Annotated in this window: 12 protein-coding genes; 4 read left to right on the top strand and 8 right to left on the bottom strand. The window is 71.1% G+C overall.

The genetic code is table 11. From position 1 onward, the window contains the following. Window positions 1–74: 74 nt before the first annotated feature. The 4 genes from IE290_RS33190 to IE290_RS33175 all read right to left on the bottom strand — a co-directional run bounded on the left by IE290_RS33190 (window position 75) and on the right by IE290_RS33175 (window position 4483). Complete coding sequence (locus IE290_RS33190) at window positions 75–878, bottom strand: TIGR02569 family protein (protein ID WP_268246443.1); 804 nt, start codon at window positions 876–878, stop codon at window positions 75–77. Window positions 879–991: 113 nt separating this feature from the next. After that, window positions 992–2170: an adenylyltransferase/sulfurtransferase MoeZ gene (moeZ, locus tag IE290_RS33185; RefSeq protein ID WP_191248680.1), complete on the bottom strand. Its 1179-nt coding sequence runs from the start codon at window positions 2168–2170 to the stop codon at window positions 992–994. Between the two features lie 101 nt (window positions 2171–2271). Beyond that, a complete protein-coding gene (locus IE290_RS33180) occupies window positions 2272–3390 on the bottom strand; it encodes a DUF3152 domain-containing protein (RefSeq protein WP_191248679.1) in 1119 nt (372 codons plus the stop codon). 82 nt (window positions 3391–3472) lie between these two features. Then, window positions 3473–4483, bottom strand: coding sequence for an alpha/beta fold hydrolase (locus IE290_RS33175; protein ID WP_191248678.1), 1011 nt, complete (start codon window positions 4481–4483; stop codon window positions 3473–3475). Window positions 4484–4567: 84 nt separating this feature from the next. Here IE290_RS33175 and IE290_RS33170 point away from each other — a divergent pair, with 84 nt between their 5' ends. Next, on the top strand, window positions 4568–5209 hold the full coding sequence (locus IE290_RS33170) for a TetR/AcrR family transcriptional regulator (RefSeq protein WP_191248677.1): 642 nt from the start codon (window positions 4568–4570) through the stop codon (window positions 5207–5209). On the opposite strand, the gene IE290_RS33165 is transcribed toward IE290_RS33170, so the two are convergent. Next, window positions 5206–6099: an alpha/beta fold hydrolase gene (locus tag IE290_RS33165; protein WP_191248676.1), complete on the bottom strand. Its 894-nt coding sequence runs from the start codon at window positions 6097–6099 to the stop codon at window positions 5206–5208. The genes IE290_RS33170 and IE290_RS33165 overlap by 4 nt on opposite strands. Continuing rightward, on the bottom strand, window positions 6096–7001 hold the full coding sequence (locus IE290_RS33160) for an AurF N-oxygenase family protein (protein ID WP_191248675.1): 906 nt from the start codon (window positions 6999–7001) through the stop codon (window positions 6096–6098). The genes IE290_RS33165 and IE290_RS33160 overlap by 4 nt, the downstream gene beginning before the upstream one ends. 52 nt (window positions 7002–7053) lie before the next feature. Here IE290_RS33160 and IE290_RS33155 point away from each other — a divergent pair, with 52 nt between their 5' ends. Together IE290_RS33155 and IE290_RS33150 are read left to right on the top strand one after the other, a co-directional pair. Further along, a complete protein-coding gene (locus IE290_RS33155; protein WP_191248674.1) occupies window positions 7054–7821 on the top strand; it encodes a TetR/AcrR family transcriptional regulator in 768 nt (255 codons plus the stop codon). Further along, window positions 7811–8128, top strand: a complete 318-nt coding sequence (locus IE290_RS33150) for a DUF4873 domain-containing protein (RefSeq protein ID WP_191248673.1) — start codon at window positions 7811–7813, stop codon at window positions 8126–8128. Before IE290_RS33155 ends, IE290_RS33150 begins: the two co-directional genes overlap by 11 nt. 51 nt (window positions 8129–8179) lie before the next feature. Here IE290_RS33150 and IE290_RS33145 read toward each other — a convergent pair whose 3' ends face one another. Both IE290_RS33145 and IE290_RS33140 read right to left on the bottom strand, forming a co-directional pair. Further along, the gene (locus IE290_RS33145) at window positions 8180–8410 is read right to left on the bottom strand and encodes a DUF3107 domain-containing protein (protein WP_167099838.1); all 231 of its coding nucleotides are present in this window, start codon (window positions 8408–8410) and stop codon (window positions 8180–8182) included. 43 nt (window positions 8411–8453) lie between these two features. After that, complete coding sequence (locus IE290_RS33140; RefSeq protein ID WP_191248672.1) at window positions 8454–9101, bottom strand: ferritin-like fold-containing protein; 648 nt, start codon at window positions 9099–9101, stop codon at window positions 8454–8456. A gap of 335 nt (window positions 9102–9436) precedes the next feature. On the opposite strand from IE290_RS33140, the gene IE290_RS33135 reads away from it, so the two are divergent. After that, window positions 9437–11071: a DEAD/DEAH box helicase gene (locus IE290_RS33135; RefSeq protein WP_191248671.1), complete on the top strand. Its 1635-nt coding sequence runs from the start codon at window positions 9437–9439 to the stop codon at window positions 11069–11071. Window positions 11072–11109: the final 38 nt, after the last annotated feature.

The following is an 11109-nucleotide window of genomic DNA, read 5'->3' as shown; positions in this document are numbered from 1 at the left end:
GAAACGCCCGAATGTTTCAGGCGTTTGACATTGCTACGGCATTTCGGACGGTGCCCGGTGAGAAGTGACGCGGGCTACAGGATCTCACTCACCGCGGCCGCGGCGGCGCGCAAACCGTCCAGCGAAGCGGCCGTGGCGCGCGGGCTGAGCGCGTTGCCCGCCAAGCGGAACAGCACGGCGCGCAGCAGCAGCTGCGGCCATTCCGGCAGGTGGGACCAGCGCTGGAGGAACTCGGGCGCGGCGTCACCCCAGGCGACCGCGTCGACGGCGGCCACCGCGGCGCCCCATTCGGCGGGCCGGTAGAACGGGTCGAAGTCGACGATGCCCGGCGGTGCGTCGTCGGCGAAGAGGACGGTGCCGAAGAGGTCGCCCGGCACGACCTGATCCGGCAGCCGCACCGGTCTTCGCGCCACCGCGAGCACCTCGAACCAGCGGCCGCCCTTGGCCTCGTCGACCGGCACGTCGGCCTCACCCCAGGCCACGCGGTCGGCCACCGCGTCCGGATCGGTCCGGGCGGCGAGGTGTCGCGGGCGGGGCAGGCCGTGGAGGGCGTGGGCGAGCTTGAGGGCGGCGAGCATGATCTCGTCGTGCCGGTGCTCGGGGCTGCCGTCGAGGTAGCGGCGGGCGGACCAGCCGGCGACGATCCACCGCCCGTCCCGCGCCCGCTGCGGCTTGGCGATGCGCAGGTCGGGGACGTCGAGGGCGTGCAGGGTGTCGGCGAGCCACAGCGTGCGCGGCCGGTCCCGCACCGGGGTCAGGACGATGTCACCGCAGCGGTGCGCCCGCCCGCCCGGCAGCGGCTCGGGGGTGGCGTGCTGGAGGCCGAAGGCCATGAGCACAGCCGCCGGTGGCGGAGCTGCTCTCGGACCGTCGGGCACCGCCCGAGGTTACCGCGTGGGGACGACGTTTTCCGCCGTTCAACAGCAGACGAGCGGAGAACGACGAAGGCCCACCGCGGCGAACCGCGGTGGGCCTTCTGGTCAGAAGCCGGTCAGTACGTCGGCAGGCTCGGGTCGATCTGCCGCGCCCAGGCCAGCACGCCGCCACCGAGGTGGGTGGCGTCCTTGAACCCGGCGCGGTGCAACGCGGCCAGCGCCTCGGCCGAGCGGGCGCCCGACTTGCAGTGCAGGACGATCGGCTTGTCCTGCGGCAGCTCCGCCAGCGCCTCACCGGAGAGGATGCGGTCCTTCGGGATCAGCTTGGCGCCCTTGATGTTCACGATCTCGTACTCGTGGGGCTCGCGGACGTCGATGAGCTCGAAGTTCTCGCCCGCGTCGAACTTGGCCTTCAGCTCCGCCGGGGTGATGGTGCTGCCCGACGCCGCCTGCTGCGCCTCGTCCGACACGACACCGCAGAACGCCTCGTAGTCGATCAGCTCGGTGATCTTCGGCGTCTCCGGGTCCTTGCGGATCTTGACCTCGCGATACTTCATCTCCAGCGCGTCGTAGCTGATCAGGCGGCCGAGCAGCGGCTCACCGATGCCGGTGATCAGCTTGATCGCCTCGGTCACCATGATCGAGCCGATCGAGGCGCACAGCACGCCCAGCACGCCACCCTCGGCGCACGAGGGGACCATGCCCGGCGGCGGCGGCTCGGGGTAGAGGTCGCGGTAGTTCAGGCCCTGACCGTTCGGCGCGTCCTCCCAGAACACGCTGACCTGGCCCTCGAACCGGAAGATCGAGCCCCACACGTACGGCTTGCCCAGCAGCACGGCGGCGTCGTTGACCAGGTAGCGGGTGGCGAAGTTGTCCGTGCCGTCCAGGATCAGGTCGTACCCGCGGAAGACGTCCAGCGCGTTCGCCGTGGTCAGCTGCTCGGTGTGCAGGATGACGTTGACGAACGGGTTGATCTCGGCGATCGACTCCTTGGCCGAGACGGCCTTGGGCTTGCCGATGTCGGACTGGCCGTGGATGACCTGGCGCTGCAGGTTCGACTCGTCGACGACGTCGAAGTCGATCACGCCGAGGGTGCCGACGCCGGCGGCGGCCAGGTACAGCAGCGCCGGGCTGCCGAGGCCGCCCGCACCGATGACCAGGACCTTCGCGTTCTTCAGCCGCTTCTGCCCGTCCATCCCGACATCCGGGATGATCAGGTGCCGACTGTAGCGGGCGACCTCTTCCTTGGTGAGTTCGGCCGCCGGCTCCACGAGCGGCGGCAGCGTGCCTGCCATCGGTCCTCCAAAATCGCGCGGCTGTCGTTGTCGCTTCCCCAAGTATCCACAACACGGAGCGCGACCGGACTCTTCCCGTCGTCCCAGGATGTGGACCCGGATCAGCCGGCGGGGGCCGTGTCGCCGAACTGCAGCACCGGCCAGGCGTTCGGCACGCACGTCTTGCCGTCGGCCGGCACGGCCTTCGAGTTGTACTGGTCGACCGCGTTCAGCTGGGCCACGTAGTTGTTCGACACGCCGAAGGTCTGCTGCATCATCACGGGCGCCAGCGCGCCGTTTTCCTGGCAGCCCACGTGGGATTTGCCCAGCGCGTGCCCGACCTCGTGGTTGATCGCGTACTGGCGGTACAGCCCGAGGTCGGTGAACGCCATCGCCCCGCGCACCCACCGGGCGAGGTTGATCACCACGCGGTGGTCGAACGACCGGGAGTAGCAGGAGGTGGGGAACGGGATGCTGAACCCGCACACGTCCGGCCGCTTGGCGGTGTCCGGAGTGGTGAGGCTCACGCGGAAGTCGACGTCCGGGTAGTCCGCGCCGACCCGCTGCAGCTTGACCTTGCCGGTGCCGATCCAGCTGCGCACGTCCGACAGCGTCCGCTCGACGGCGCTGGCGAAGGCGTCGTCCCCGGCGTAGCTGGCCGGGTCGATGCCGTTTTCGACCTCGATCGTGTAGTGGTACAGCTTCCCGCCGCTGCCCGCCTCCTTGCCGCTCACGCCGTCGTTGGGCACCGGCACGACGTGGTAGGCCATCGAGCCGCCCGGCGTGAAACCACCGCCGGTCGGCAGCTCGGCGGTGGGGATGTTGAGGTCGCGCGGCGCGGCCGGTTGTTCGGACAGCGCGCTGTCCCCGCCCTGCCCGGCGCCTCCGTCCGCGGCCTGCGACGCGGAGTTCGTCTCGGGCGGGGCCGGCTCGGTCGCGGTGTTGAACGCCACCAGGACGGTGATCACGACGAGCACCGGCAATGCGTACACGCGCCAGCCGTACGCGCCGACCAGACGGCCCACCTTGCCCTTGCGGCGGCGCGCTTCGCGGGCTTCCTTCGGGTCCTGCTCGAGCTGGGCCTGCGGTGGCTTCCACGACGCGGTCAGCGGCTCGGCCTGCACCCGTCGCGTACGCGGACGGTAGCGGTCCTCACTCAGGCGGACCGACGACCGGCCCGACGGGGGCGCGTACTGCGCTCGCCGTCCTTCGCCACGCTCGCCGCTACTCGCCCGATTCACGCGTCCCAGATTGCCACATGCGCAGAGTTACGCAACGCGCGACCAACCCGTCACACAGCGAACTCGGATTAACTCGAATGGGCTACCACGAACCGGCGGCGACTTCCTCCCACATACCCAGAACAGCCTTCGCTACGACGATCGGGCGTTCCATCTGCGCCACATGACCGGTCCGCGGCAGCACGAGCAGCCGCCCGCGCGGGAGCAGCTTCGCGGTCCGCGCGGCCCGGCGGACGGAGATCACCTTGTCCTCGGTACCCCACACCACGAGCGTGGGAACCGTCACGTTCGGCACCACCCGCCACAGCGACGCCGCGCCGCGGGCGAACCAGGTCCGGAAGATCCCGAACGTGCTGCGGGACATCGCCAGGTTCGCCCAGGCCAGCTCGGCGCGGGCGCTGTGCTCCTCGACCAGCTCGGCCATCCGGTGCTCCGGGAAGGAGTCCGGATCCGCGAAGCACAGCTTGATCACCATCTTCGCGCGCTCGTGCGCCGTGTAGGCGGCGAGCTTGCGCCGGGCCCGGCGGCCGATGAACGGCAGGTAGGCCAGCGCCATCAGCGGATCGGACAGCCGCCGCGGGTCGGGCCGGCGGTCCGGCATCGCGGGCGAGATCAGCGTCAGCGTCTTGACCAGGTCCGGATGCCGCGCCGCGACGAGCAGGGACACCGCGCCGCCCATCGAGTTGCCGATCAGGTGCACCGGCCCGACGCCGAGACCGGTGATGAACTTGGCGACCACCTCGGCGTGCGCGTCCAGGCTGAAGTCGAAGGCGCGTTCCGGCTCGGAGAACCCGAAGCCGGGCAGGTCGATCGCGACACCCCCGGCCGTCGGCGCGAGCAGCGCGGCCAGATCCGTCCAGTTCGTCGACGACCCGCCGAGCCCGTGCACGTAGAGGACGGTCTCGTCCTGGGCGCCGGGCGTGCGGCGGACGTGCAGGGAGACGCCGCCGACCCGCTCGGTTTCCCCGCGCCACGGCGGGAGTTTCGGGTCCAGTTCGGGTAACTCACGAGTGGACAGCGGAACGTGCGTGACGGGCACCCGGGGCGCCCCGGGATCCGGGGCCGGCCGGGAACCAGGGACGGTGTCGGTCATCAATCCAGGATGCCTACCGACCCGACCCTTGGCGACTCGGCGATACCGGCGAGTAATCTCGAACGGGTTCTTTGGGAGGAAAGCATGACGGAGACTGCGGCGGCGCAACAGCGGGGAGTCCGGCTACCCCGGACCGAGCGGCGCGCTCAGCTTCTGGCCGCGGCGCAGCGGGTCTTCTCGGCCAACGGGTACCACGCGGCGGCCATGGACGAGATCGCCGAACAGGCCGGTGTCAGCAAGCCCGTGTTGTACCAGCACTTCCCCGGCAAGCTCGACCTCTACACCGCGCTGCTGGAGAACCACGTCGACGAGCTGGTCGCGCGGGTGAGCGAGGCGCTGGCCTCGACCACCGACAACAAGCTCCGCGTGCGTGCCGCGGTCGGCGCGTTCTTCGACTTCGTCGCCAGCGAGACCGGCGCCTTCCGGATGATCTTCGAGTCCGACCTGCGCGGCGAGCCGGTCGTGCAGGAGGCCGTGGACCGCGCCACCAGCGAGTGCGTGAACGCGATCACGGACACCATCACGGCCGACGCCGGCCTGGACGAGGGCCGGGCGCGCCTGCTGGCGGTCGGCCTGGTCGGGTTGAGCCAGGTCAGCGCGCGCTTCTGGCTGGCCCACCACAGCACGATGAGCCGCGAGGAGGCGGTGTCCCTGACGGCGACGCTCGCCTGGCGCGGCATCGGCGGCGGCTTCCCGCTCCAGCACGCGCCAGGCGAGTCCGCCTAGTTCGCCACCAGGCGGCTCAGCCGCTTGGCCACCTCGCGCGTCCGTTCGTAGGTCAGTTCGTGGCCCGCGCCCGGGAACAGCACGAACTCCGCGTCCGGCAGCTCCTCGGCGATCACCCGCGCGTGGTGCACCGGCGTGATCCGGTCCCTGTCGCCGACCATCACCACCGTCGGCGTGCCGCGTAGCGTCGCCAGCGCCTTGCGCCGGTCGTGGTCGGACATGGAGTCCCGGAACCCGCCCACGCTGCGCGGGTGCGCCCGCAGGAACTGCTCCGTCATCGCCCGCACGTCCGCGCGCCGGACCTTCTTCCCGAACGCCAGCCACTTCACCGACGGCCGCGCCAGCGGCGCCGGGATCGGCACGTGGTCGGTGCCCCAGCGGTTCAGCAGCCGCCCGAACGTCTTGTCCACGCGCGCCGCCACCCGCCCGGCCCGGCCCTTCAGGCCGAGCGTGAGCCGGTCCATGTCGCAGCACGACGTGGCGATGAACGCGACCCCGTCGACCCGCGACTCCACCAGCTCCGGGTGCCGCTCGGCCAGCGCCATCACGGTCATCCCGCCCATCGAGTGCCCGGCCAGGACCAGCCTGCCCTCCGGCGCCAGCTCGGTGATCAGCTCCGCGAGGTCGTCGGCCAGCTGCGCGACCGTCGCCGTGCCGGGTTTGGCCGGCTCGGACCAGCCGTGGCCGCGGTGGTCGTAGCGCAGCACCCGCACCCCGGTCGGCAGCAGCGGCAGCACCGGGTCCCACTCCAGGTGGTCCTGTGTCCACGCGTGCACCAGGACCAGCGTGACCGCGGCGTCGCGCGGGCCGGACGCGTCGACGTGGAGGACGGTGCCGTCGCTGGTGGAGAAGCGACGGTCCGTCCCCCTTCGACGGACCGTCGCCGTCATCGGGCCCCCAGCAGGAAGGACTTGCGCCACCAGTACGTGCCCGGCTGGCCGACCAGACCGGCCTCGTCCAGGAAGGCCATGATCCGCTCGCCGGACCAGCGCAGGGTCTCGTGCCAGTGCGGGTTGTTCATCGCGGTCTCCCACGCCTCGCGCGGGCTGAGGCCGACCGCGGCGTAGACGCGCGGGTTGATCAGGCTGCGGGTGATCGCGAAGCTGACGACGGCGATCAGCCAGCGCTGGTAGAGCAGCTCGGCCTTGGACAGCTTCGCCATGCCGCGGGTGACCTCCTCGCGCGCGAAGGTCACGTGCCGCGCCTCTTCCAGCACGTGGATGCGGTTGACCATGCGCACCAGCGGCTGGATGTTCTCGTCGGCCATGCTCTCCCGCTGGATGCGGTCGAGGATCTCCTCGGCGACCAGGATCGAGCCGTACAGCGCCGGCCCGTAGCCGATGAACTGCAGTAGCTTGCCCAGCCGGTGCACGATCTTGACCGGGCCGTAGGCCGGTGCGCCGACCCGCTCGACCGAGCGCGCGAACATCGTCGAATGCCGGCACTCGTCGGCGATCTCGGCGAGCGCGTACTGCACGTGACGCGTGGTCGGGTCGGAGTTGTAGACCTCCTTGAGCAGCAGCTGCATCAGCAGCACCTCGAAGAAGATGCCGTTGCTGGCGATGCTGGCCAGCTCGTGCCTGCCGAGCTCGAGCCGCTGTTCCTCGCTGAGCCGGTCCCACAGGTGCGTCCCGTAGAGCGAGCTGCGGTGCTCCAGCTGGAACGGTTTGCCCTCGTCCAGTGGGGCGTTCCAGTCGATGTCGACCTCGGGGTCGTAGAACTTGTTGGCCGAGGACTTCAGCAACCGCTCCGCGGTCTTCTCCCGGCCGTGGTCGTCCAGCGTTCGCGTCATCGCGTGCTCCCCACTGATTGTGTAACCCGTGGTAACAGTTACCTCTGGTAGCATGGGGCGCGTGGCGGATCGTGTCAAGCGCAGCGGCAAGCACCCCTCGGCCGGCGAGCCGGCGACCGGCGACGCGCGGCGGGACCGCTGGCGCAAGCACCGGGTGGAGCGGCGGGCCGAGTTCGTCGAAGCGGCCCTGAAGGCGCTGGACGAGCGCGGGCCGGACCTGGCGATGGACGACGTCGCGGTCGCCGCCGGGGTCACCAAGCCGGTGCTGTACCGGCACTTCGCGGACAAGGCCGACCTGTACGACGCGCTCGGCCAGCGCGGCACCGAGCTGCTGTTCTCGCGCCTGGTGCCGGCGATCAACGCCGAGCTGGCGCCGGTGCCGCGGATCCGCATGGCGCTGGACGCGTTCTTCACCGTCATCGAGGAGCACCCGAACCTGTACCGGCTGCTGGCGCGCGGCTCGTTCGCGGGCAAGCCGGCTGACGCCGACGTGGTGGCCGAGGACAAGGAACTGATCGCCACCGCGCTGACCGCCCTGCTCGGCGACTACATGCGGATGTTCAACATGGACTCCGGCGCCGCCGAGCCGTGGGCCTACGGGATCGTCGGGATGGTCCAGAACACCGGTGAGTGGTGGCTGGAGCGCCGGTCGATGAGCCGGGACAGCGTCGTGGAGTACCTGACGCAGATCATCTGGGCCGCCATCGACGGGCTGGCCCGCCAGCACGGGGTCACGATCGATCCGAACAAGCCGCTGGAGGAGAACAAGATCGTCCAGCTCGGACGGGTGCGCCCGAAGGAGGAAACGGATGTCGGCTGACGACGAAGACGGCTACACCGGTCCCGCGACGGTGGTGGTGGACGGCGCCGAGGTGCCCGTCGAGGTGGAGCTGAGGGGCCACTTCCAGCCGATCGACGGCTACTACCGCTGGTACGGCCGCATCGCGCCGAACGCCCGGCTGGACGAGCTGTGCGGCGGCCGCAAGAAGAAGGGCGAGATCCGCACCCCGGACGGCTCCGCGGCGGGCGAGCTGTCGGACCCGGACCCGTGGGGGCGGTACCGCATCCTGGGGACGAGCACCCCGCCGTTCACGGTGCCCAAGACGCTGGCCGAGCTGGCCGAATAGCCAAAAAAGGGGCGCCCACCAGCCGGTGGGCGCCCCTTTTCGCGTCTGGTGTCAGGAACCGACCGCGAACCCGACCCGGCGCACGTCCGAGGGCGCGATCTCGACGTAGGCGATCCGGTCCGACGGGACCAGGAACTTGCGCCCCTTGTCGTCGGTGAGGCTGAACAGGCCGTCCGCGGTCTTCAGCGCGTCGGCGACCAGCTTCTCGACCTCCTCGGCGGACTGGCCACTGGACACCACCAGCTCACGCGGGGTGTCCTTGATGCCGATCTTGACCTCCACCTGCTACCTCCGACTGGTTCTGCCACGTACTCCACTGCCCAGGCTAGCCCAGCCCGAGCACCTGCATCCGTTTGGTGTGCCCCTGCTGCAACCGGCGGAACAGCCCGGCGATTCCCGACAGGTCGCCCGACCCGGACACGATCAGCTCGGCCAGCGGGTCCCGCTCGGCCACCACGTACTGCGCCTGGGTGATCGCCTCGCCGAGCAGCCGCCGCCCCCACAGCGCCAGCTTGTCGCGCGTCTTGGGGTCGGCCTCGATCCCGGCCGCGACCTCCCGCTCGGCGAAGGCCGAGTGCCCGGTGTCGGCGAGCACGGTGACCACCAGGTCCTTGGTCTCCGGGTCCAGCCAGCTGCCGACCTCGCGGTAGAGGTCCGCCGCCAGCCCGTCCCCGACGTAGGCCTTGACCAGCGATTCCAGCCACGACCTCGGTGCCGTGGACGCGTGCCAGGCGTCGAAGCGGGCCACGAACGGCGCCATCGCGTCCTCGACGCGCCTGCCGTGGTCGGCGAGGAACTTGGCCAGCATCTCGTAGTGCCCGATCTCGGCGGCCGCCATCGCCGACAGCGCGGCGCGCCCGGACAGGGTGGGCGCCTTGCGCGCGTCCTCCGCCATCCGGTCGAACGCGGACAACTCGCCGTAGGCGATGACCCCGAGCAGGTCGACGACGCCTTCGCTGATCTCTCGTGTCACGGCCGTGAGCGTACCGCCGCCACGAGGAGACGAATCTAACGTGGACACACCGGGCCGAAATGCCGAGGCCGGGGTCCTACCGGTTACAATTGGACGGGAAAGCTACCGCATCCGCAGTAGCGCGCCCCACCCGAGGCACACCCGCCTCGACTCGCCGGAGGACGAGCAGACCCCGGGCGCCACTGCGAGCGGCAGGTAATGCGCGTGCACGCCGTCCAGGCAATCCCGGTGGACCTTCCCGCCGGTTGAGTGCCCAATCTCGACCAGGCCGTGCGCGCTGGTAGAGAGAGGCGATCACACTGACCGCGACGAATCCCGAAAACACGACCGACCCGGTGGCCCTCGAGCACAGCGAGACCGGGGTCCCCGACACCGACACCTCCCACCCGCTGCAGGCCGACCACGTCGAGCCGGCCACACCCACCTTCGCCGAGCTGGGCGTCCGCCCCGAGATCGTGCGCGCGCTCGCCGAGGCCGGCATCGAGCACACCTTCGCCATCCAGGCCCTGACGCTGCCGCTCGCGCTGGCCGGCGACGACCTGATCGGACAGGCCCGCACCGGCATGGGCAAGACGCTGGGCTTCGGCGTCCCGCTGCTGCAGCGCCTGGTCTCCCCGGGCGACGGCACCCCGCAGGCGCTCGTGGTCGTCCCGACCCGTGAGCTGTGCCTGCAGGTCACCCGCGACATCACCGACGCCGCCAAGCACCTGGACGTGCGCACGCTGGCCATCTACGGCGGCCGCCCCTACGAGCAGCAGATCAGCGCGCTGCGCAAGGGCGTCGACGTGGTCGTCGGCACCCCGGGCCGCCTGCTGGACCTGGCCGAGCAGAAGGCGCTGGTCCTGGGCAAGGTCCGCGCGCTGGTGCTGGACGAGGCCGACGAGATGCTCGACCTGGGCTTCCTGCCCGACATCGAGCGCATCCTGACCATGGTGCCCGACGAGCGCCAGACCATGCTGTTCTCGGCCACGATGCCGGACCCGATCATCAAGCTGGCCCGCACCTTCCTCAACCGCCCCACGCACGTGCGAGCCGAGGAGAACGACTCCAGCGCGGTGCACGAGCGCACCACCCAGTTCGCCTACCGGGCGCACTCGCTGGACAAGCCGGAGCTGATCGCCCGCGTCCTGCAGGCCAAGGACCGCGGGCTGACGATGATCTTCACCCGCACCAAGCGCACCGCCCAGAAGGTGGCCGACGACCTCGCCGAGCGCGGGTTCGCCGCCGCCGCGGTGCACGGTGACCTGGGCCAGGGCGCCCGCGAGCAGGCGCTGCGCGCGTTCCGGTCGGGCAAGGTCGACGTGCTGGTCGCCACCGACGTCGCGGCCCGCGGCATCGACGTCACCGACGTGACGCACGTGATCAACTACCAGACGCCCGAGGACGAGAGCACGTACGTGCACCGCATCGGCCGCACCGGCCGCGCGGGCAAGACCGGTGTCGCGATCACGCTCGTCGACTGGGACGACATGCACCGCTGGCAGGCCATCAACGACGCGCTCAAGCTCGACATGGCCGAGCCGGTGGAGACGTACTCGACGTCGAAGCACCTGTTCAGCGACCTGGACATCCCGGAGGACGCCACCGGGCGGCTGCCGCTGTCCAAGCGCACCCGCGCCGGGCTGGCCGCCGAGCCGGAAGAGCAGATGGGCGGCCGCCGCCGGGGCAGCAGCGCCGGCGGGGCCACCCGCAGCCGCCGCCGCACGCGTGGCGCGGCGAAGTCCACCGAGGGCGAGCCCGCCGAGGCGACCGGCGACTCCGCGGGCGCGTCGGGTGAGGAGCGCCGTCCGCGCCGCCGCACGCGCGGTGGCAAGGCGGTCGGCGACGCTTCCGGCCCGGCGGAGAAGGGCCCGGCCGAGCGAGAGGCCGGCGAGTCCGCGGAGCGCCCGGCCCGTCGTCGCCGCCGTCGCCGTTCGGGCTCGGCCAGCGCGACGGCGAACACGTCTGATACACCGGGTTCGGCAGACTGAGGCCGACCGGCGCCGCGGGGGCGCCGGCGAACACCGGG

The organism is Amycolatopsis deserti (assembly GCF_014653945.1).
In the GTDB taxonomy this organism is placed as follows: Bacteria; Actinomycetota; Actinomycetes; order Mycobacteriales; family Pseudonocardiaceae; genus Amycolatopsis_E; species Amycolatopsis_E deserti.
The sequence above is the reverse complement of the archived record's forward strand: the minus strand, read 5'-3'. Positions and strand labels throughout refer to the sequence as shown.

What these genes read in the sequence shown, in the direction of transcription:
- IE290_RS33165 (WP_191248676.1), bottom strand. Translation starts at nt 6,099, where the DNA reads ATGACGGCGACGGTCCGTCGAAGGGGGACGGACCGTCGCTTCTCCACC.
- IE290_RS33150 (WP_191248673.1), top strand. Translation starts at nt 7,811, where the DNA reads ATGTCGGCTGACGACGAAGACGGCTACACCGGTCCCGCGACGGTGGTG.
- IE290_RS33175 (WP_191248678.1), bottom strand. Translation starts at nt 4,483, where the DNA reads ATGACCGACACCGTCCCTGGTTCCCGGCCGGCCCCGGATCCCGGGGCG.
- IE290_RS33155 (WP_191248674.1), top strand. Translation starts at nt 7,054, where the DNA reads ATGGGGCGCGTGGCGGATCGTGTCAAGCGCAGCGGCAAGCACCCCTCG.
- IE290_RS33160 (WP_191248675.1), bottom strand. Translation starts at nt 7,001, where the DNA reads ATGACGCGAACGCTGGACGACCACGGCCGGGAGAAGACCGCGGAGCGG.
- moeZ (WP_191248680.1), bottom strand. Translation starts at nt 2,170, where the DNA reads ATGGCAGGCACGCTGCCGCCGCTCGTGGAGCCGGCGGCCGAACTCACC.
- IE290_RS33170 (WP_191248677.1), top strand. Translation starts at nt 4,568, where the DNA reads ATGACGGAGACTGCGGCGGCGCAACAGCGGGGAGTCCGGCTACCCCGG.